Genomic DNA, 20,683 nt, shown 5'->3' on the forward strand with positions numbered 1-20,683 from the left:
ATGAGGGCCGCAGGGGACACGGGACACAGGCGGCGCGCTACGCGCAGCAGCAGGGGCTCACGACGGCGACACTGGCGCTGTTCGTGCCATCGGACGACGACGGGGTGCTCGCCGCGCTGTCAGGGGACGAGGTGCTCTCGGGGCTGAAGGTGACGACGGTTGCGATCGGGTGGGACTGAGCGGAGGAGAAGCCGCGACCGGGCGGCGGGGCCGACCGGGCGAGCGAAGCTTGCACGCGCAACCCGGGTCGGGCGGCACGGAATATCACATTCGGCAAACGCCTCGTTGACCGAGCGTGGCCAAGCGTCGCAGAATGATCTCCATGCGTGGTGGAACTGCGAACGGCGAGCACATTGACGCACTAATCGTAACAGCTGTAAGGGAAGAATGCGATGCGGTGCGGGACGTCGACACCGGTGCTGTCGCGGGCAGCGCGTGGGAGGAGCGCGAGACTTCGACGGGTCTCGAGCTCTTCGTGCGCAGCTTCGGGGTGGAGAGTGGCGTCCTTCAGATCGCAGTGACGCGGGCCTTCGGCATGGGCAGGGAGCAAGCAGTGATGGCAGCAGCCCCGCTGCTCGAACGACACCCCACAATTCGTTGCCTCGCCATGTGCGGAGTCTGCGCCGGTCGCCGTGACGACGTCGCACTCGGCGACGTGATCATTGCCGATAGGACGTGGCCTTACGATGAGGGGAAACGCAAGGTCGTGATCGATGATCATGGAAATCGCATCGAGCGCTTCCTTGGAGACATGGACCTCTATCGAATTCATCCGCCCGAGTGGAAGCACCGGGCAGAGCGCTTCATACCTGATCCTGGAGCGCCCTGGCTCGCACGGCCGACTAGCTACGAGGACCAGGGTAACTGGCTCCTCGAACGGCTCGCCCGGGGCGAGAACCCCATCTTGCATCATGACCGGAAGACAAAGTGCCCCAATTACGAGTCGGTCGTGAAGCAACTCTGGAAGCTAAAGTGGCTCGCCGATGGGGAGCTGACGCTTACCGAGGCGGGGCAGAAGCACATCCGGCGCCTGATGACCCTTCAACCCGACGGGCTGCGCGATGCCGGCCCCTTCAAGGTTGTGGTCGGCCCGGTCGCATCAGGTGCCCCCGTGGTGGAGGATCCGACGATCTTCGAGCGACTCGTGACCGAATCGGCCATGCGCAAGGTCATCGGTCTGGAAATGGAGACATCCGCTATCCTCGCGCTCGCATACCTCAAGCAACTGCCTTTCGCCATCGTCATGAAGGGTGTGATGGACCACGCTGACGTCTTCAAGAGTGACAATATGAAGACGTTTGCCGCCCGTGCTTCAGCCGAGTGCCTGATCGCGTTTCTCCGCGAGAACCTTCCACCACACGCCGCGAAAGAACCTCTTGATAACCTCCTGGTCCCGGGTACGTCGGAGCCGCCCGAAGAGGCGAGCCCCGCCGCGCTGCTAAACGCTCGCCACGAGGTCGTGCCCTTCTTCGGCCGCACTGAACTGCTCCAGGAGATCCATTCCTGGTGCGATAATCCGGCCTCCGTGCGTGCACGCCTTTTCTACGGCCCCGGCGGCATGGGCAAGACAAGGCTCTTCATCGAGGCGTGCGCTCGGCTGCGACGCGAGGGGTGGCGAGCGGGCTTCGTTCCAGGAGATGTTGACAGGGGGCAGCTTGAAGCGCTCATAGCCACCGAACGTCCCACGCTCGCGGTCATCGACTATGCCGAGAGCCGCCCGGACCTGCGCGACCTCCTCGCACCTGCGGCGCATCTGCGTGCCGGAAAGGGTTGGGGTCGGCTGCGCTTGGTGCTCCTCGCGCGCAACAGCGGCGACTGGTGGACGTTCCTGCAGGGTTCTGATGCCCAGGTGGGAACGCTGCTCGGCGATCATGCACCGCGAGAGCTGTTACCCGTGGTTGCCAAGGGTCACGCGCGTGCGGTGGCCTTCCAGGAGGCGGCCGTGAGGTTCGCGCGCATCTTGGGGAAACCCGTTCCACTAGCGACGCCGTCGCTCGACGACCGGCGCTACGATCGGGTGCTCTACGTGCACATGGCAGCGCTCGCAACAGTGGAGGGATGGCAGTTCACCCCCGATACATTGATAGGCAGCATGCTCGATCATGAGCAGCGCTTCTGGAGTTCACGCTTCCCGCACGGTGAGTTCTTCGACGCGCAGCGGTTCACCGAGCGGATGCGACGCGCCGTGGCCGCGCTTACGTTACGCGGCGGAACGTCGAGCCGCGACGCGGCGGCGATGCTGGTGGGCCGGACAATGGGGGAGCGCGACGAGAGGATCATCAACCGGTATGTCCTGTTCCTGCACGCCCTCTACCCTGGGCAACGCGACGCCTCCGGCGGAAGAGTCTACCTAGGCGGGCTTGAGCCTGACCTGCTGGGCGAGGCCATGGTCCACCGGACCCTCTCGCTGGAGGACGGCAACGCGAGCACATACCTCGACCGCGTGTTCGATCGCGTTAACGAGGACGCGCTCCGGACTGCATTCTCCGTGCTTGGTCTCTTGTCGGAGAATCACCCTGAAGACGCGGATCCGTGGCTCGCGCACTTGCTAGGGCGCGACGTGGCGAGCCGGTCATTGCCAGCTTTCGCGGCAGCCAAGGCGATCGGGGAGCGCACAGCGCATGCGCGGCTCGGGACAGTGCTCGCGAGGGCGCTCGAGCGGGAGGGGACGGTCGAGCTCGCAGCGCAAATGCAGAAGGCAGGACTGCCAGAGCGCACGGTGTCCCTCCGCGAGGTGGTGCTGTGGGCTGAAAACAAGTTATTGGAGTACCCGCCGGAAGGATCTGATCTGGACATATTGGCCGAGCGAGCACGCTTGCTGAACAATCTGGGTGAGAGGCTGAGCGCGCTTGGACAGCGGGAAGCGGCGCTCACCTCCACCCTAGCGGCTGTCGCGCACTATCGCACGCTAGTGGAGCAGCGGCCCGATGCCTTCCTGCCCGTCCTAGCCATTAGCCTTAACAATCTAGGAAATCGGCAGAGCGAACTAGGGCAGCGCGAAGCGGCGCTCGCTTCCACCCAAGAGGCCGTCGGCATCCGCCGCAGGCTGGCCATACAACTGCCCGATGCCTTTCTGCCCGACTTAGCCGCTAGTCTTAATAACCTGGGCGGTAGGCAGAGCGATTTAGGGCAGCCGGAAGCGGCGCTCGCTTCCACCCAAGAGGCCGTCGACATCCGCCGCAGGCTGGCCAAGCAGCGGCCCGATGCCTTCCTGCCCGACCTCGCCGGTAGCCTTAGCAATCTCGGCATATTTCAGCGCGAGGTAGGACGGCGAGAAGCGGCGCTCGCCCTCACTCAAGAGGCTGTCGCCATCTGCCGGACGCTGGCCGAGCAGCAGCCCGATGCGTTCCTGCCCGACCTCGCCATGAGCCTCAACAACTTGGGCATCACGCAGAGTGAACTGGGACAGCGGGGAGCAGCGCTCGCTTCGATCCATGAAGCCGTCGATATTCGCCGCAAGTTGACCGAGCAGCGGCCCGATGCGTTCATGCCTGATCTCGCCATGAGCCTCAACAACCTTGGAAATCAGCAGTGCGAGTTGGGACAGCAGGAAGCGGCGCTTGCTTCCACCCAAGAATCCGTCAATATCAGACGCAGGTTGGTCAAGCATCACCCCGATGCGTTCATGCCTGACCTCGCCGGTAGCCTGAGCAGTTTGAGCGTGAGGCAGAGCGCGATGGGGCAGCGCAAAGCGGCGCTATACTCCATCCAGGAGGCTGTCGTCATCCACCGGGAGTTGGCCGAGCAGCGGCCCGACGCGTTCATGCCTGACCTCGCCATGGGCCTCACCAACTTGGGCAATCGGCAGAGCGCGGTGGGGCAGTGCGAAGCGGCGCTCGCTTCCACCCAGGAGGCTGTCGCCATCCACCGGAGGCTGGCCGAGCAGCAGCCCGATGCGTTCCTGCCCGACCTCGCCATGAGCCTCAACAACTTGGGCATCACGCAGAGTGAACTGGGACAGCGGGGAGCAGCGCTCGCTTCGATCCATGAAGCCGTCGATATTCGCCGCAAGTTGACCGAGCAGCGGCCCGATGCGTTCCTGCCGAACGTTGCCATAAGCCTCGACAACCTCGGCGGGCTGCAGAGCGAGCTGGAGCAGCACGAAGCGGCGTTATCGTCCGTCCAGGAAGCACTCGACGTGATCTGGCCCTTCTTTCTCGCCTTGCCTCCTGCCTTTGGGGGTGTCACCTCCAGCATTCTTCACAAGTTGAGCCAACTCCTGGAGATGCTTGACCAGCCGGCCTCACCCGAGTTGCTTAAGCGCATCGAGTTGTTTCAGAGCAAGTCCCCGAAGTGACTCTCGACGCCCCCCGGCGGAGCGTGACTTCTCGCTCCGATCAGGTTCAGTGGAGCGTCGAGAGCGGCACGGCTGACCGCTCCACCAGGACCGCCATCGGTTCGTCATCGAGATCGTGCGCCGCCAGGATGCGGCCTCCGGCGGCAGCCTCGACAGCGCGTCCAGGAGCGCCGCTCGTAGCTGCTCGGCGGTGCCTCCTGTTCGCTATTGCGTGTGCGCCTTGCGCGGCCGGCCGCGCTTGGTTTGATCAAGAGTTGCACGACGGAGGAGTGCGCCGGGTGCGACATCGAGCGCGCTTGCTACTGCCGTGGGCGTACACAAGCTGATTTTGTCTCAACTTCACTCTATTTTCTGAATGAAGTACAGATCCAGGTCGGCAGCCTCTCGGAAGCGCATCTTGGGTCACGTCGTGTCGCCCCTCACGGGCCGGAGCCGCTTCGAGCTTCCTCGGCCCCCTCCGGCGCCGCCGCCGGCTGAACCCTGAAGTGGCCGAGCACGGTCCAGGCGTCGAGCGCGTCGTCCTCGCTCGGCCTCGGGCCGATGTTGTGGAGGACGAGCGGGAGGCCGCGCGGGCCCTTGCGATCGCTGACGATGCCGACGTGATCCGGCGCGCACGCAGGGCACCGCTTGAGGGCCCAGACCACGATATCGCCAGGCTTCCATGTGCTCACCGCGGCCTCGTCGAACGTCCTCGGGAGCGGCGTGGCGTGGGCGCGCAGGTAGGTGAGCATCGGCCCGACGCGGCGATGATCGATGTTGCGATCGGGGCGCTCGACGGTCGTGTAGGCGGCGCGGCGCGCGAGGACGTCCTCGTGGATCATCTTCTGGAGATCGACGCCCGTGGCGCGGACGGCGCGGATGACGACATCGGTGCAGACGCCGCGATCGGGGGCCGGATCGCCGCCCGGGTAGCCGATGGCGACCCAGGCGGGATCGTAGGTGACGCCGCGGGCGACCTCGAGGCGCGCGCGGGCAACGATGGCGTTGGAGGACGCCGCGGCGGGGGCGGGCCCGGCGAGGGGCGCTGGAGCAGACGCAGGCGCGGAGGTCGGGCCGGGCGCGGACTTCGCCGCGGGCACGGGGGTCGGCACGGGCGCAGGCGCAGGGGCCGGCGCGACGCGGATCTCGCGGGGAGCGAGCTCTGGCGAGCTACAGGCCAGGAGGGGGACGGCGGCGACGAATGCCCAGAAGCGTGAGCTCATGACCCCTCCTCGGCCGAGGAGGACGATCTGTGACATGGCAGCGCGCGACGCGGCCCCCCGCTGCCGTCTTCCGGCAGGGCCGCGCGAGCGGGTAGGATGGGCGTCGATGCTGGCCTTTCTCAGGAGGCGGCGGCGCGCCGCCGTCCGCCGCGCGCCCTTTCCGCCTGCGTGGCGCGCGATCCTCGACCGGAACGTGCCCTGCTTCGGCCGCCTCCCGGCCGAGGACCAGGAGGAGCTCCTCGGGCATATCCAGGTCTTCCTGGCCGAGAAGCCGTTCGAGGGGTGCGGCGGCCTGGAGATCACCGACGAGATCCGGGTCACGGTGGCAGCGCAGGCGTGCCTCCTCCTCCTGCACCGCGAGACCGACTACTACCCCGAGCTCGAGGTCATCCTCGTCTACCCGAGCACCTACGTGGCCCGCGGCCGGGAGGTGCGGGACGGGGGCGTCGTCGTCGAGGGCGGCCGCGCGCGGCTCGGGGAGTCGTGGTCGCGCGGCGCGGTCGTGCTCGCGTGGGACGGCGTCCTCGCGGGCGCGGCGGACGTGAGCGACGGTCACAACCTCGTGCTCCACGAGTTCGCGCACCAGCTCGACCAGGAGGAAGGCCCCGCCGACGGCGCGCCCGAGCTGCCCGAGCGCTCGATGTACGCCGCGTGGGCGCGCATCCTCGGCCGCGAGTACGAGCGCCTCCTCCGCGACGAGGCGAGCCTCAAGCGCACGGTCATCGACCCGTACGGCGCGACGAACCCGGCCGAGTTCTTCGCCGTCGTCACAGAGGCCTTCTTCGAGAAGCCACGCAAGCTCAGGGCGAAGCACCCGGAGCTCTACGATCAGCTGAAGGCGTTCTATCGGCAGGACCCGGCCGGACGATAGCGCGCCGAGCGCCGCCGCCTTCACCACCCCGCGCGCGCGCCGAGCGCCCGTGCGCCGCCCGTCGTGGTATCTCCCTGCCCCCTCGATGGCTCGAAAGCGCAAATCCAAGTCCCGCAAGCGCAACGCGCCCCCCGCGCCTGCCCCGGCGTCCCCCGCGTCGCCTGCCTCCGCCGCGCCGCCCGCGAAGCGCGTGCGCTCCTTCCGCCTTCGCCTCAACCTCACCGCCCTCGAGCTCGCCTCCGGCCACGACGGCCTCCTCCGCGGCGCGCCCGAGCCTGTCCTCCTCGTCGCCGCATACCTCCTCTTCCCCCCTGACCCGGGCGCCCCGGCCCGCCTCACGGCCCCTCGCCCGCTCGGCCGCACCCTCGTCCGTTTCAGCGCGCCGCAGGGCCGCTTCCCCGTCGTGCTCACCCTCCGCGCTCCCATCTCGTTCAAGGCCCGCGCTCGCGCCCGCGAGGACGACCGTGTCCTCCTCCTCGCCCTCGCCGTCGAGGAGGACACAGGCAAGGAGGTCGAGCGGCTCTATGCCCACCTCGCCGACGCAAAGCACCTTCGCCTCTGGGACCTCGACGCCCCCGTCCCTTCCCCGTCGACCCTGGCCGAGCTCATCGCCGCGCCGTACCTGCGCGACCACGCGGCGCCCGTCCGCGTCGGCGTGCTCGACGACCGCGGAGATCTCCGCGACACGTGCCGCGCCGACGACTTCGTCGGCGCCTGCGCGGCCGTCGTCTCGACGGCGCGCCACGAGGACGCGCTCCGCTTCCACTTCGTCTCCGAAGGCGGCCGCAACGACTGGACCGCCGTGACCACCGTCAGCGTCGACTGAGGCCCTGCCGCCCGGCGCCGCGCGTCAGCGGAACACGCATCGACGCCGACAGCGCACCTGGACCGCCCAGCCGCGCGACCGGGGCGCCGGGGGAACCTCGAGGTCACGCCGCGCGACGAGCTGCGCCGGGGAGGTCGGGCGCCTGCGGCTTCAGCAGGCGGGCCAACGTCTTCACGGTGAACTCGCGGCTGAAGAAGCGAAGGAGAAACGTGGAGAAGTTGTTCCCTGCGCCGTGGAGGACCGAGGCGCGGCCGGCCACGAAGGCCGCGAGGCCGAGGCGCACAACGTCCTCGGGCCGCGCCCTCTTGCTGGTCCCCGGGACCTCGCCCGAGCGCTGGAAGAACGGCGTCTCGGTCGCGCCAGGGCACAAGGCGAGGACGCGCACGCCGCGCGGGCGGTACTCGGCCCAGAGCGCCTCGCTGAAGGAGAGGACGAACGCCTTCGTCGCCGCGTAGACCGCGAAGTACGGGATCGGCTGGAAGGCCGCCATCGACGCCACCTGGATGACGCCCCCCTGACGCCGCTCGACCATGGGCATGAAGAGATGCGTGAGCTCGACGAGCGCGCCGACGTTGAGATCGATCTGCTCGCGTTGCGTCGCCAGGGCGAGGCCGTCGAAGGCGCCGTGGACGCCGAAGCCGGCGTTGTTGACGAGGACATCGACGTCGAGCCCCTTGGCCCTGACGGCGTCGAAGACGCGCTGCGCGGCGCCCGGAGCGGTGAGATCCGCGGCGATGACATGCGCCTTGCCGAGCTCCGAGGCCAGCGCGGCGAGCTTCTCTTCGCCGCGAGCGACGAGGACCAGGGTCGCCCCGCGCCGCGACAGCTCGCGGGCGAACGCCTCGCCGATGCCCATCGAGGCGCCCGTGATGAGCACCGTCTTGCCCGTGAAATCAAAAGCATTCATGCCTGGAAGATGGCCTCCAGCGCGCTTGTCGACAACGGACATCAGTGGTAATCCGATTTCCACGGATGCAAAACGCCGGCCCTCCGCTCTGGGACGATCTCCGCGTGCTCCTCGCGCTGCACCGCCATCGCAGCTTCCTCGCCGCGGGCAGGGCGCTCGGGGTCTCGACCTCCACGGCGGCGCGGCGCATCGACGCGCTGGAAGCGGCGCTCGGACGGCCGCTGGTGCGCCGGGGCAACGGGGGGACGTCGGTCGAGCCCGACGCGCTCGATCTCGTGGCGCTCGCCGAGCAAATGGAGAGCGGGATACACGCGATCCGCCGTGACAAAGGGGAGGAGGCGCTCTCCGGGACCGTGCGTGTGTCGCTGAGCGATGAGATCGTGCGGCCCGTCACGCAGCTCCTCTGCGAGCTCCGGCGGCTGGTTCCGGCGCTGCAGCTCGAGATCCTCTCCGAGACGCGGCTCGTCGACCTCGCGCGGCGCGAGGCGGACATCGCGATGCGCTCGAGCAAATCGTCGTCTCCCGTGGTCGTCCATCGCGCGGTCGGACGGGCTTCGTTCGGGCTCTACGCCGCGCCGAGCTACGTCGAGCGGAGGCTGCGGGGCGGGCGGCTGAGGACGGCGGAGTTCGAGCGCCACGATTTCGTCGGTTACGAAGGGATGATGGGGCCGACGACGAAGATGACGTGGCTCGCGGCTCACGGGGCGAAGCGCTTCGTCCTGCGGTCGAACTCGCACCACGCGCTCCTCGAAGCGGCGCTGCAGGGCCAGGGGATCGCGCTCATGTCCGAGACCGCGGTGCGCTCGATGGGGCTCGTGCGGATCGAGGTCGACGCGGAGCTGCCGTCGCTGCCCATCTACATCGCCTACCATCGAGAGCTGCGGAAGGTGCCGCGCGTGCGCCTCGTGCTCGACACGCTTGACGCGGCGGTGCGCGACGCGCTTCGCTAGCCCGCCGTGGGCACGCCCGAGTGAGAGGCGCGGCTACTCCTGCGCCCCTCCGCCGCCTCTCTTGCGGATCGCGTTGCCGAGACCGGCCACGTAGTCCGCCTTGCCGAGATCGACCCCGTTGTGGCGAAGGATGTCGTACGCCGTGACCAGGTGAAAATAGAATTGCGGGATTGCCCAGTCCTTCAGGTAGGCAAATCCCTTGAGCTCCAGCACCAGGTCGTCGCGCAGCGGGACGGAGATCTCCCGGTCCTCCGCGCCCTCGAACGCGGCCGCCGGCGCCGCCTCGAGGCGAGCGATCGTCCTGGTGATCCGCTCCTTCAGCGCCTCCAGCGTCTCCTCGCCAGCGTCCAGACGCGGCGCCTCCTTGCCCATCAGGCGCGCCGCGCAGTCCTCGGCGCCGTGGCAGACGAATTGCACCTGCTTGAAGAGCGGGAACATGTCCGGCGCGAGGCGTCCGTTCACGAGCACGGCAGGGTCAAAGCCCTTCGCGCGCGCGTGCGCCTCCCCCTTGTCCAGGATGCCGAGCAGGTTGCGCAGCATCATCACCAACGAGTCGACCGCCATCGCGTGCATCGGAACCCTCATGAGACCCTCCGGGAGTGAGGGGCGCCTTCGCTCCTGCGAGCGAGCCGCCCTGAGCGGCGATGACTACCTCACAACCGTGCCCGCCGCGAGCCCGCCGCCCGAAAACGCGTGCGCAAAGCTGCTGAGGGGCGGGTAGGACGTCGAAGACCCGCTCGCCACCCCCTCGCCCGGTGCCCAGCCCTGCCCCGCGCGCCGGTCAGGGCCGCCTGAAGCGCGGTGCTCCGCATCGGGAGCTACACGACGCTGCCCGGCCGGTACCAGTCGAAGTTGTTGTGGAACGGAAAGCTGTTGATCCCCACGCTGATGCTGACATCCAGCGCGCGGACATGGTGCCACCAGCCGACCGGGATGAAGAGCGCCTCGCCCGGCGCGAGCACGGCGTCCTTCACGAGCACCGGGCTCATCGGGTCCTGCTCCGGGTCCCGGTCGGCGTACATCGCGCGCGCGCCTTCGAACAGCGACGTCTCGAACGGCGCGATCATGCGGTATCGCTTCCTGCCGTACACCTGCCCGAAGAGGATGTTCGACGTGTCGTAATGCAGCGGCGTGACGGTCCCGGCGGGGCCGAGCCACAGCGCCGAGCTGCCGAGGAGCCGCTGCGCGGCGCAGTACCCGTCCGGGAGCACCACGTCGTCCAGCAGCGAGCCCAGCCTCGTCCGCTCGAGCACACGGTTGTTGGCGACCATGTAGAAGTCGTTCGTCTCCGTGCGCGCGGCCTCGATGCGCGCGACGAAATCGCGCAGCGACGTGCTCTGCGTGTGCCGCGCCGCGTGCATGTCGTAGTCGGGATCGCTCTGGCGCCCCGTCGTGATATCGACAACGACGTCGCCGAACGCCTCGGCGAGATAGGCCGGAGTCCACCGGCCACAGGCGGGCCAGCGCGTCACCACGTCGGTCAGGATGACCGGGATGTTCCCGGCGACATAGACGTCGCGGAGCTCCGCGGCTGACACGCCCGAGCGCCGTGGGATCCCCGTCGGATCGAGGGCGTTCGACGCCATTCTCTGCTTCAGCCGCACCAGCATCTCCTGCTGCCGCGCCGACCGGGCAAAGGGCCGGGCAGCGAGGAAGATGGGCGAACGGACGATCGTCGAGAGCAGCTCCGTCGCCTGGGCGCGGGTCACGCCCGCTGCCTGGAGCTGCTCCGACACCACGCCTTCCGGCACGCCACGAAGCAGGTTCTCCGTGGCCCAGCGCCACCACTCGGGCGCAACTTCCAGCTCGCGATCACGTTCGCCCATCTTCCACCTCACGAGATCAACGGATGCACCGGCGCGCCCCTCGAACACCTCACTCGCACGGCGGGGGCATCGGCGGCGGCATCGGCGGGATGATCTCGCCCCCCTCCCCGTCCGGCATCGGCGGCGGCATCGGCGGGATGATCTCGCCCTCGTCGCCGCACGGCGGCGGCATCGGCGGGATGATCTCGCCCTCGTCGTCGAGAGGAGGATGCATCGGCGGGATGATCTCGCCCTCATCGTCGAGAGGAGGATGCATCGGCGGGATGATCTCGCCCTCGTCGTCGAGAGGAGGATGCATCGGCGGGATCACCGTCGCGCCGCCACAGCACTCGTCAGGTTGAGGCTCGGTGGCGGGCTGATCACCCTGATTCCCATCCTCGACGCCGGGCGCACCACAGGCAACCACGAAGGCTGCAGCAGCCGCAGCGGCAGCGCGGGATACCCCCCGAACCAGGGCCGCCGTCCGAGGCGGGGGCGTGGGCCGCGGCGATAACAACGATGCATCGTCCGAAAGAAAGAACCGTGACATGAACACCTCCGCTTCTGCATCGTGCACGACATGTGCCATCCCATCGGCGCCTGAAGTCCCTGAATTTCGTGTCGTTTGTGGGTGTGACCCGAGGTCCCCGTCCCCCGTGGCCCAGAGTGGCTCACGCTTCGTGGCTCAGGCTCAGCGCAGGGCCCGCGCGAGCGCGGCGTCGTCGACCTCCTCCTCGGCGGCGTGCTCCAGCGCCGTGCGGAGCGCGTCGTCGGCCGTGGCGTCGGCGGCGACGCGGATGCGGTCCCGCGCCTCGGGGTAGCCGGCGATGCGCAGCAGGAGCGCCGCGCCGATCCGGCGATCCGGCGGGGAGTCGGCGTCGTCGAGGGTGTGGAGCACGTCCTCGGGGTTCAGGGTCGTGGCGCGGTAGTCGCCGGCCGCCATCAGCTTGCGGAGCTCGTCGCGCCACGCCGCGAGGTCGCGGCCGCGCCGCTCCAGCGCCGCGGCGCCGCGCGGCGCCGCGCTGCCGACCGCGGACGCGTGCGCCTCACGGATGCGCTGCGCGAGCGACTCGGTCAGGTCTTCCCCCGTCCTGAGCACGACCGCGGCCTCGCTGCGCCCGTGAGAGAGGAGGAGCCGATCGCCGCGCGTCTGGACCGCGGTGAGATCTGTGTAAGGCAGCCAGACGCTCGCGAACGGCCGCTCGACGCGCACGCCGTCGCTGCCCACCACGACCCGGGTGCGCCGAGCGGCGCGGCGGAAGAGCCAGGTGGACGCCAGGGTGAGGACCAGCCACGCCACGACCAGCGGGGCGTGGCTGAAGAGCGGCCTGGAGATCGCCCCGAGCGTGACGAGCCAGAGGCCCATGAAGACCGGCATGCCCACGCAGCCGGCCACGAGCTCGCGGTTGACGCCGCCCAGCGAGACGGCGACGCGCCGCTCCGCGGGGCCGATCCCGAGCGCCGCGAGCAGGCGCGCGCCCTCCCGCTCCCGCGCGACCTGCACCTCGAGCACCCGCCCCCCGCGCAGGTGGAGATCGACCCGGACGCGCAGCGCGGACACGACAAGGCCCGAGCGGAGCTCGGCGCGCGGGACCGAGCGCTCCACGGCGCCGAAGGTGAGGCGCAGCCCGTCCTCCCCGGCGACCACGCGCACCGGACGCTTCCGGCCGAAGGCGGTGGTGCTGAGCAAGGCGCTCACCAGGGCGAGGCAGAAGGCGATGGGCACGCCGAGCAGGATCGATACGAGCGCAGTGAGCGCGAATCGATCGAGGCTCGAATCGCCCAGCACCTGGGCGAGGACGACGGCGATCGTGCTGACGACGAAAGGCCCCGCGATCGGGAGCAGCGCGAGCCCCCCGATGACGCGGCCCAGGCCCTCGTAACGCCGCGCGACGCGCCGGCTCGTGAGCTCGAAGGAGGGCCGGGACGCGGGCGGCACCGACACGATCTCCGGATCAGCTCGACCTGGAGGGATCGCCGACGCCCGCGCGCGAGATCCAGCGCGCCGCGCGACCGCGCCCGGCGCAGAGGGCTTGTCTCCACGCGGGCGCGCGCATCGCCGCCTCGTCCTCACGCCCGCAGCGACGCTGGCGCGGTCCACTCCTCCGGTTGTGCCTGACATGCGCGGGGTTCACTGGTAGAGTCGCACGCATCGCTTGGGCCATTCTGCGCCCTTTGTTGAGGAGATCTCCAGTATGTCCTTCTCGGCTCGTTCCTTTGCCTTCTTTGCTACGCTTACGCTTGCGTCCGTGGCCGCGTGCGGCGGCGAATCCGACTCCGGAAGCGGCGGCGCCGGCGGTGACGCCGCGGGCCCCGGGAGCACGTCCTCCGGCGCCGGCGCGGCCGGCGGCGGCGTCACAAGCGGCGGCGTCACTACCAGCGGCGTCACAAGCGGCAGCGCCACAAGCGGCAGCGCCACAAGCGGCACCGGCAGCGCCACGACGGGGACCGGCGGCGGCGACGCAACCACCAGCACGTCGACCGGCAGCGCGGGTTCCGATGCGTGCAGCATTTTCTGCTCCGACTTCGAGGGGGGCTCGCTGCCTTCCGAGCTCCAGTTCTTCCCCGAGTACCTGCGCCCCAACGCGGCCGACTACGTCAAGCTGGACAGCACGGCTCACAGCGGTGCGAGCTCGGTCAAGGTCTCGGGGACGGGCTTCAGCCAGATGCTCGGCGTCCCCGTGCCGACCACGTTCTGGGGCAGGGTCTACCTCAGGAGCGATACAGACATCCAGATGGGCCACAACACCTATGTCGCGGCGACGACCTCCGACGGCAATCCCGATAATGGCGAGGCCATCCGCATCGGCGAGCACCAGTGTCAGCTCGAGCTGAACCGCAAGTCCGACGACGCCGAGAAGCTCTCGAACGGCGGGATGTACTCGTGCACCGGCGGCGTGAAGCTCGTCGCGAACACCTGGTACTGCCTCGAGTTCTACTATGACGGGCCGGGCAGGGAGGTGCGCGTGTTCGTGGACGACAAGGAGGTCGACGCGATGCACGTCACGGACTGGGGGCCGTACGACTACAAGACCTTCAAGTTCGGATTCGAGAAGTACCACGGCGGGAACAAGACGATGTGGTACGACGATCTCGCGCTCGGGGCGGAGCGCGCCGGCTGCGGCCCGTGACGGTCGCGCCGCGGGGGTGACGCTGGCCGGGGGCGCGCGCTGCGGCGGCGCCCCCGTCAGCCGCCCGGCCGCGCGCTGGCCCCGGGAGCGCGCGAACAGCACATCACGCGCACGGCGATGGTCATGCCCTCGACGAAGGCCTCGCGCGTCCCGGCGCTGTGCTTCAGCCCGCGCGCCGAAGCGTGCAGCGTGGCCGCGAGCTGGCGCCCCGTGATCCCCAGAGGCCGGTAGACGGCCACGAGCCCGGCGGCGCGCAGGGCCCTGGCCACGGCCTCGATGAACTGCCCCTCGCGCTGCGCCATCATGGGGCCGACGAGCTCGTCCGAGACGGCCGACAGGTCGGCGGCGCCGGGACCGAGCGCGCCGACGAACCGGCCGACCCACGCGTCGAACGCGCCGACCAGCCGCCTCTCCAGGGGCAAGTCCGCGTCGCCGAGCGCGGCCGTCGCGGCCGCGAGCGCGGCGCCGAGGAAGTGCTCCACCGACGCGCGAAACAGCTCCTCCTTCGTGGCGAAGTGGAGGTAGAGCCCCTGCCGCGAGACGCCCGCGGCGCGCGCGATCTCGTCCATCGAGGCCTTCCGGAGGCCGAAGCGCAGGAACACCGTCAGCGCCGCGTCCATCAGCCTGCGGCGGCGCGCGTCCTCGGCGGGTCTGTCGGTGGAGCTCGCTCCGGTCACGGATGACGATTTTGACAACGAGAGGTCAACCTGTCAATGCTCGCTTCTTGACAGGTTGTACCGGGATCGTCACGCTCGTCGAGTGCGGCAGTCCGACCCCCCGGCCGATCGCGCTCCCGGGCCAGGCGGCGCCCCGCCTGCGGCCGTCGCCCCTGGCTCGCCGCCGCCCGACCTCGCCGCCCCCGGCGCCGGTCGCAGGGGGAAGATCGGCGCCGTGGCGGCGGTTGTCGCGCTCCTCGTCGTCGCGCAGCGCGCCGGCCTGTTCGAGACGTTCGGTGAGCCCGCGCGGATCAAGCTGGCGCTCGTGGAGCTCGGGCCGTGGGGGTACGTCGCGTTCGTGGCGGCGTATGCTGCGCTCCAGCCGTTCGGCGTACCGGGCACGGTGTTCATCCTGGCGGCGCCGCTCATCTGGCCGTGGCCGGTGGCGTTCGCGCTCTCCATGGCGGGCACCATGGCGGCGAGCGTCGTGGGCTTCTCGTTCGCGCGCTTCGTGGCGCGCGACTGGATATCGCGGCGGGTGCCGGCGCGCTTCCGCGCCTACGACGAGGCGCTGGGGAAGCGGGCCTTGTTCACGGTGTTCATGCTCCGCCTCGTCTTCTGGATGCCGCCCATGCTCCACGCCTTCTTCGGCGTCTCCAGGGTGCCCTTCTGGACCCATGTCTGGGGCTCGCTGGCCGGGTACATCCTGCCCCTGCTGGCGACCGCCTATTTCGGTCAGAAGGTCTTCGACTTCCTGCGCAACGCGCCCCCCGCGGTGTGGATCGGCATGGGCGCGACGACGGTCGTCCTCCTGGTGGTGCTCTTTCGGGTCGCCCGCCGCTCGCGGCAGGAGATCCGCCGGTCCACCCCGGCGCGCCCGAGCCGCCCTGCTGAAGCCCGCGACTGACGCAGCGAGAACCGCGTCGGCCAATGACCGATTTGCCGTGGCTCGAGGCGACCGGCCGACGTCATCCTCGGCGCGCGGTCGTCGCGCTTTCGCGTCCATGGGCTCGACGCCCATCGATGCGTAGCAGAAGAACACGCCCGGTTCATGGTATGGACGGACAAGGTAGCGCAGCCATGGGACGGGGGAACAGGGAGAGCCGGTGATGGTTCAGGGCAGCCGGGGCAGTGAAATCGAGTCGCCGGAGCCATCGGGCGGCCAACCTGGCCGCTCGGTCCAGGGAGCTCGCGTGGCCGGACGACAGGCCACAGGAGAAGAGCCCGGCCGCTCGGCGCGCGATGCGAGTCGCCTCGCGGAGCCACCCCTGCGCGGAGCAGGCGCCCGCGGGACGCCCGGCGCTCATACCGTGGGCGTCATCACCCCCTATCTCGACGGCTCGTTCTGGAACCCGGTCCTGAAGGGCATCCACGAGGCAGCGCAGCAGCACGGTTGTCGGACGCTGGTGATGCGCGGCACGCCCGCCGCGCTCCAGGCCCCCTCGCTCGCCAGAGAACAGGTCGATGGATGGATCGTCGTGATCGGGGTGGACGGCATCGAGCAGCTCGCCGCCGCGCGGGTCCCGCTCGTCGTCGTCGGCACCCATGTCCACCAGGGCAACTGCCCATCCGTGATTCCGGACAACCACAGCGGAATCCGGAGCGCGGTGCGCCATCTGATCGAGCACGGGCACCGGCGCATCGCGTTCGTTGGCTGCTTCCACGAGTCCGATGTGCGCGTGCGCTTCGAAGCCTACAGAGTGACGCTCGCCGAGGCGGGGATACCGTTCGATCCCGCGCTGGTCATCCGGAGCGACGACAACTGGTATACCGGCGGCGAGAACGCCGCTCCGCAGCTCCTCGCGCAGCGGCATGCGTGCACGGCGGCGGTCTTCGGGACCGACAAGAATGCGCTCGGGATGATACCCTTGCTGAAGGCGGCGGGCGTCCGTATCCCCGAGGAGCTGGCGATCGTCGGCTTCGACGATGTGCCGGAGGCGCAAGCCGTCGACCCGCCGCTGACCACCGTACGCCAGCGGTTCGAGATGATGGGGAGCGCCGCGTGCGATCTCGTCGTCTCGATGCTCGCCGGCGAGACCGCCCCGCCCGACCTCGTGCTCACGCCGAACACCTTGATCCAGCGGCTCTCGTGCGGATGCGACGTGATCCGGAGCTTGCTCGACGAGGACGCGGCGTCCGGGGACGGCGCCGGCAGCGACCTGGACCGACGGATGGTCGAGCTGCTCCTCGCGCCCGAGCGCCTCGCGCCCACCACGTCGCCCGCCGCCGTATGGCCAGGGGTCGCCGTGGTGCTCGAAGCGTATTCGGCGGCGCTCGAGGGCGCCGCGCCCCCGCCGGCGAAGGAGCTGGAGCGCGCTTACCTGCAGGCCGTCGGCATCGCGCCCGATATGGGCACCTCGATGGCGATCGTCCGCCTGCTCCGCCGGTTCCACGAGCGGCGCCGCGAGCGGCTGGGTGGAGACGCCGCGTCCGCGCAGCGGGTCGAAGCGTTCCTGGACAGCGCGCACCTCTCGCTGGCTCGGGCTCGGCTCAACGTCGAGACAGACGCCGTGACGCAGCTCGGGAGGCTCGTGAGGTCCAACTATGACGTCGGCCTCGCGCTGCTCAGCGGCTCCCAGCAAGAATCCCTCTCGCTCTCATGGCTTGCGAAGACCGCCGCGATCTGGGGCTGCCTCGCGCTCCGGGAGGACGCGACGACGCTCGTCGTCGCCGGCGCCTACAGCCGCGATGGCGGCGCGACGCCGCCGATCGGCGGCCGCTATCGGCTGGAGGCGTTTCCTCCTGCGGATCGGCTGCCGCCCTCGGCCACGAGCGGTGCGCTCATGATGATCCTCCTGCCGATCCGCACCGCCCGACGCGACTGGGGGATCCTGGCGCTCATGGGGCCGACCCTCCGCGAGCTGGCCGGCGACGAGGGAACGCTCGGGGTCTGGGCGTCGCAGCTCGCCGCGGCCCTCGAGCGCAACGAGCTCGTCCAGTCGCTCTCGGCGAAGAACGCGGAGCTGCAGGGCGCCTACGTGATGGAGCGCGCGCTCTCGGAGACGGTGCGTGATCTCGGCTGCCCGCTCATCCCGCTCCTGCCCGGCGTGCTGCTCGTGCCGCTGATCGGCGCGATCGACCGGAACCGCGCCGTCCAGGTGCTCACGGCCGTGGCCGAGGGGGTGGGCCGGCACGAGGCGCGCTTCGTGCTGCTCGAGCTCACCGGCGTGCCCGCCGTGGACGCCCAGGTCGCCCACGCGCTGGGCCAGACCAGCCGCGCGGTCGCCCTGCTCGGCGCGCGCGTCATCCTGGTCGGCCTGCGCCCCGAGATCGCCAGGAGCCTCGTGGACGTGGAGCTCGGCGATCTGTCCACCTACTCGTCCTTGGCGTCAGCCCTTCACGAGCTGACGACAGGGGGCCTCCGCCCAGCCGGCGCGAAGCGCGGCGCAACGCGCACCGCCTGATGGCCGGGGCGAGAGGAGGCGTGGACATGCCTGGGGTCGGCGTCGCGCCGCGCCTGGCCGCGCGCCGCGCGCCTCTCGGGTGATCACCTGTAGAAGCCGACGTCGTCGATATAGACGTCAAAATCCTCGCCCTGCGCGAACCGGAACTCGATCACGTAGAGCCCTGCGACGTCGAGGGCCTCGGCGGTGGGCTCGGCGCCCGAGCCGTCGCGCGTGAGCTCCTCGAAGGGGATCACGACCGGGGCCCACTCGGTGCCGAGGCGCGCTGTGTAAAACCAGTGGTCGAAGCACTTCTTGGCCTCATCCTCTCCCGATTCATCGCAGATCCCGCCCGCGGGCTCCGAGACCTTGTCCGAGATGTTGACCTTCATGGTGGTCACCGCGCCGGCGTCGCCGAGCTTGGCCCAGAACACGATACCTGTGTACGCCGACGCGTCGTAGGCGAACAGCCCCATATCCGGGCCGTTCAGCGCGAAGCCGACCCCGGCGCCCCACACCGTGAAGCCGGACCCGGACGTGTGCATCGCCATCGTGCTCTGGCCGCGCGGCGGCGTGAGCGCCTCCGGGATGAACCCGGCGGGCATCTCCTCCGTGTGGACCGGGGGAGTCTGCGTGCCCGTTCCATCATTGTAGCTGTACCAGTAGCCGACCCTGCCACCCGCCTCATCGACGGCGCCGTCGCCGTCTTCCATGTCGTCGATCCACTCGACGTCCGTGGGCACGACCCCCTCGCCCCCGCCCGCCCCCGCGCCGCCCGAGGCCGACGACAGACCGCCCGCCGCGCCCGACGCGCCGCCCGCTGCCTCCACCAGGTGGTAGCTGTCGTCCAGCCCCGCGAGCGCGGTGCACCCGCCGGCTGTGAGCGTCCACGCCGCCCAGAACCATGCTGCGCGCCTCTTCGCCATCTCTTCTCCTACCACCGCCGCGCGGGCGCGGTCCACGGCCGCGCGCGACCGCCGGCGGCGCGGCGCCAGGCGATCGGGCTGTGCGGAGCGAGGTTGCACCGTGATTCATCGCGCGCAGCGGGGCGACGGCTACCGTGTCGCGAATCACCACATCGCAGGGGCTCACTCGTCGATGACCGCCTGGACGATCCCGTCGAAGAACTCCGCGTTCCCGACCGCGTCGAGCATCCCGTTCCACCCGATCTCGTCGAACGGGTTCGGCAGGCCGTGGTTGGTCAAGAGGATCCCGAACAGCTCGCGACGACGGTCGATCCACATGAAGGTCCCCGTGCCGCCCGCCTTCCCGTAAGAGCCCCTCGATAGGCGCATTCCTCCGCTGGAGAAGCGGCGCGTCGCGAGCTCCCAGCCGTAGCCCTTGGGCGTCGACAGGAGGTTCGCCATCGGGGACACGTCGGTCTCCGCCGCCGTGACCTCGGGCGTCTGGTCGCTCACCATCGCCGCGGCGGCCTGGGGGCTCAGGATGCGGGCGCGGCCGTAGTGGCCGCCGTTCAGGATCATCTGGCAGAAGACCGCCATGTCGATCGCCGTCGAGAAGACCCCGTCGCAGCCGACGACGCCGCCGAGCACGTAGTCCTGCTCGTCCTGCACCTCGCCGCGGACCATCCGGCCCCGGATCTCGGAGTAGCCCGTGGCCGCGGTCCGCGGGATCAGCGCCGCCGACGGGTTGAAGGTCGTGTCGCTCATGCCGAGCGGACCCCAGATACGCTCCTTCGCGAAGGTGTCGAGATCCACGCCGGCGGCGGCCTCGATCACCCGCCCGAGGAGGCGGTAGGTGAGATCGCTGTAGAGCACCTGCGTGCCGGGCACGTACTCGAGCCGCGCCTCGGCCATGCTCCGCCAGATGTGCTCGTCGTCCGGATCGTCCTGGAACGGGGCGTCCATCGGCAGGCCGGCCGCGTACCGGAGCATGTCCCGCACCCGGATGGCGCGCTTGCCGTTGGCCGCGAAGTCCGGCACGAAGTCGGCGACCCGATCGTTCAGCCGCAGGACGCCGTCCTGCACGAGGATCAGCGCCGACGTGGCCGTCGCCAGGACCTTCGTGATCGAGAGGAGGTCGAACAGCGTGTCGAGCGTGACCGGCTCGTTCTCGCCGCGGACCCGGGAGCCGAACGCCCGGTGCCCCACGATCTTCCCCTGCCGCGCGATCAGGGCGACCGCGCCCGGGAAGAGGCCGTCCTTCACCCGGCGATCGATGCGCTCGAAGACATCCTCGATGCGCTCCGAGCTCATGCCCACGCGCTCGGGACGCCCGGGGACGAGCTCGCCGTGGCTCGGCGCGTGCGTCGGCGCGTGCGTCGGCGCGTGCGTCGGCGCGTGCGCCTCGGCCACCCGGGTCGACAGGATCGACGGCGCGAACGCAGCCACCGCCGCCGTGTGGCCCAGCCCCTGAAGAAGACGCCTGCGATTCAAAGGTCCATGCTCAGTACACATGATCGCTCCTGATCCGTGAGGTGGCGAACCGCGATCCGCGGGAGACAATCCGCGCGTGCGGAGACCGCCTGGAGGCTCTCCGCGCGCTGCCGTTCAGGTCACCGTCGCCGCCCTCAGCGGTCGCAGAGCAGAGAGCAGGACGCGTGCCGGCCGGCGGACCCAGCAATTTGCGGCGCCGCCGCGCGTCCGCTCCCGGTGACCGGCGCGCCGATCGTGCATCCGCTTGCACGATCCGGAC

At 69.9% G+C, this 20,683-nt stretch carries 16 protein-coding genes; 7 read left to right on the forward strand and 9 right to left on the reverse strand.

Annotation, left to right across the window (positions count from 1 at the left end):
- The first annotated feature begins 397 nt into the window (after window positions 1-397).
- Window positions 398-4,297, forward strand: coding sequence for a tetratricopeptide repeat protein (locus tag WMF17_RS34500; RefSeq protein WP_437597542.1), 3,900 nt, complete (start codon window positions 398-400; stop codon window positions 4,295-4,297).
- Window positions 4,298-4,716: 419 nt separating this feature from the next.
- Here WMF17_RS34500 and WMF17_RS34505 read toward each other — a convergent pair whose 3' ends face one another.
- The gene (locus WMF17_RS34505; RefSeq protein ID WP_437597543.1) at window positions 4,717-5,499 is read right to left on the reverse strand and encodes a DUF1287 domain-containing protein; all 783 of its coding nucleotides are present in this window, start codon (window positions 5,497-5,499) and stop codon (window positions 4,717-4,719) included.
- 106 nt (window positions 5,500-5,605) lie between these two features.
- Between WMF17_RS34505 and WMF17_RS34510 the strand changes: the two genes are divergently transcribed.
- Together WMF17_RS34510 and WMF17_RS34515 are read left to right on the forward strand one after the other, a co-directional pair.
- A complete protein-coding gene (locus WMF17_RS34510) occupies window positions 5,606-6,370 on the forward strand; it encodes a zinc-dependent peptidase (RefSeq protein WP_437597545.1) in 765 nt (254 codons plus the stop codon).
- A gap of 85 nt (window positions 6,371-6,455) precedes the next feature.
- Entirely contained in the window at window positions 6,456-7,196 is a 741-nt protein-coding gene (locus tag WMF17_RS34515) for a hypothetical protein (RefSeq protein ID WP_437597546.1), read from the forward strand.
- 103 nt (window positions 7,197-7,299) lie between these two features.
- On the opposite strand, the gene WMF17_RS34520 is transcribed toward WMF17_RS34515, so the two are convergent.
- Window positions 7,300-8,103 (reverse strand): SDR family NAD(P)-dependent oxidoreductase, encoded by an 804-nt coding sequence (locus WMF17_RS34520; RefSeq protein ID WP_437597547.1) that lies wholly within the window; start codon window positions 8,101-8,103, stop codon window positions 7,300-7,302.
- A gap of 65 nt (window positions 8,104-8,168) precedes the next feature.
- Between WMF17_RS34520 and WMF17_RS34525 the strand changes: the two genes are divergently transcribed.
- Complete coding sequence (locus WMF17_RS34525; protein WP_437597548.1) at window positions 8,169-9,053, forward strand: LysR family transcriptional regulator; 885 nt, start codon at window positions 8,169-8,171, stop codon at window positions 9,051-9,053.
- Between the two features lie 33 nt (window positions 9,054-9,086).
- Here the strand turns inward: WMF17_RS34525 and WMF17_RS34530 are convergent, their stop codons facing one another.
- The 4 genes from WMF17_RS34530 to WMF17_RS34545 form a co-directional block, all read right to left on the reverse strand.
- A complete protein-coding gene (locus WMF17_RS34530; RefSeq protein ID WP_437597549.1) occupies window positions 9,087-9,638 on the reverse strand; it encodes a DUF1993 domain-containing protein in 552 nt (183 codons plus the stop codon).
- 233 nt (window positions 9,639-9,871) lie between these two features.
- Window positions 9,872-10,879: a cupin-like domain-containing protein gene (locus WMF17_RS34535; protein WP_437597550.1), complete on the reverse strand. Its 1,008-nt coding sequence runs from the start codon at window positions 10,877-10,879 to the stop codon at window positions 9,872-9,874.
- A gap of 49 nt (window positions 10,880-10,928) precedes the next feature.
- Entirely contained in the window at window positions 10,929-11,177 is a 249-nt protein-coding gene (locus WMF17_RS34540) for a hypothetical protein (RefSeq protein WP_437645236.1), read from the reverse strand.
- Between the two features lie 372 nt (window positions 11,178-11,549).
- Window positions 11,550-12,797 carry a hypothetical protein gene (locus WMF17_RS34545; RefSeq protein ID WP_437645238.1) on the reverse strand — a complete coding sequence of 416 codons (1,248 nt, stop codon included), beginning with the start codon at window positions 12,795-12,797 and terminating at the stop codon, window positions 11,550-11,552.
- A 310-nt stretch (window positions 12,798-13,107) separates the two neighbouring features.
- Between WMF17_RS34545 and WMF17_RS34550 the strand changes: the two genes are divergently transcribed.
- Window positions 13,108-13,989, forward strand: a complete 882-nt coding sequence (locus WMF17_RS34550; RefSeq protein WP_437645239.1) for a hypothetical protein — start codon at window positions 13,108-13,110, stop codon at window positions 13,987-13,989.
- A 56-nt stretch (window positions 13,990-14,045) separates the two neighbouring features.
- Here the strand turns inward: WMF17_RS34550 and WMF17_RS34555 are convergent, their stop codons facing one another.
- Window positions 14,046-14,666, reverse strand: a complete 621-nt coding sequence (locus WMF17_RS34555; protein ID WP_437597554.1) for a TetR/AcrR family transcriptional regulator — start codon at window positions 14,664-14,666, stop codon at window positions 14,046-14,048.
- Between the two features lie 214 nt (window positions 14,667-14,880).
- On the opposite strand from WMF17_RS34555, the gene WMF17_RS34560 reads away from it, so the two are divergent.
- Window positions 14,881-15,552: a TVP38/TMEM64 family protein gene (locus tag WMF17_RS34560; RefSeq protein WP_437597555.1), complete on the forward strand. Its 672-nt coding sequence runs from the start codon at window positions 14,881-14,883 to the stop codon at window positions 15,550-15,552.
- 403 nt (window positions 15,553-15,955) lie between these two features.
- Window positions 15,956-18,049 carry a substrate-binding domain-containing protein gene (locus WMF17_RS34565; RefSeq protein ID WP_437645241.1) on the forward strand — a complete coding sequence of 698 codons (2,094 nt, stop codon included), beginning with the start codon at window positions 15,956-15,958 and terminating at the stop codon, window positions 18,047-18,049.
- An 83-nt stretch (window positions 18,050-18,132) separates the two neighbouring features.
- On the opposite strand, the gene WMF17_RS34570 is transcribed toward WMF17_RS34565, so the two are convergent.
- The gene (locus tag WMF17_RS34570) at window positions 18,133-18,954 is read right to left on the reverse strand and encodes a hypothetical protein (protein ID WP_437645243.1); all 822 of its coding nucleotides are present in this window, start codon (window positions 18,952-18,954) and stop codon (window positions 18,133-18,135) included.
- Between the two features lie 162 nt (window positions 18,955-19,116).
- Complete coding sequence (locus WMF17_RS34575; RefSeq protein WP_437645245.1) at window positions 19,117-20,424, reverse strand: serine hydrolase domain-containing protein; 1,308 nt, start codon at window positions 20,422-20,424, stop codon at window positions 19,117-19,119.
- Window positions 20,425-20,683 lie beyond the last annotated feature (259 nt).

The organism is Sorangium sp. So ce362 (assembly GCF_051519845.1).
Classification (GTDB): domain Bacteria; phylum Myxococcota_A; class Polyangia; order Polyangiales; family Polyangiaceae; genus Sorangium.

Bases quoted from the DNA above. Each gene is read 5' to 3' on its own strand.
- WMF17_RS34505 (WP_437597543.1), bottom strand. From the start codon at position 5,499: ATGAGCTCACGCTTCTGGGCATTCGTCGCCGCCGTCCCCCTCCTGGCC.
- WMF17_RS34570 (WP_437645243.1), bottom strand. From the start codon at position 18,954: ATGGCGAAGAGGCGCGCAGCATGGTTCTGGGCGGCGTGGACGCTCACA.
- WMF17_RS34530 (WP_437597549.1), bottom strand. From the start codon at position 9,638: ATGAGGGTTCCGATGCACGCGATGGCGGTCGACTCGTTGGTGATGATG.
- WMF17_RS34510 (WP_437597545.1), top strand. From the start codon at position 5,606: ATGCTGGCCTTTCTCAGGAGGCGGCGGCGCGCCGCCGTCCGCCGCGCG.
- WMF17_RS34535 (WP_437597550.1), bottom strand. From the start codon at position 10,879: ATGGGCGAACGTGATCGCGAGCTGGAAGTTGCGCCCGAGTGGTGGCGC.
- WMF17_RS34520 (WP_437597547.1), bottom strand. From the start codon at position 8,103: ATGAATGCTTTTGATTTCACGGGCAAGACGGTGCTCATCACGGGCGCC.
- WMF17_RS34540 (WP_437645236.1), bottom strand. From the start codon at position 11,177: ATGCATCCTCCTCTCGACGACGAGGGCGAGATCATCCCGCCGATGCAT.
- WMF17_RS34525 (WP_437597548.1), top strand. From the start codon at position 8,169: ATGCAAAACGCCGGCCCTCCGCTCTGGGACGATCTCCGCGTGCTCCTC.
- WMF17_RS34515 (WP_437597546.1), top strand. From the start codon at position 6,456: ATGGCTCGAAAGCGCAAATCCAAGTCCCGCAAGCGCAACGCGCCCCCC.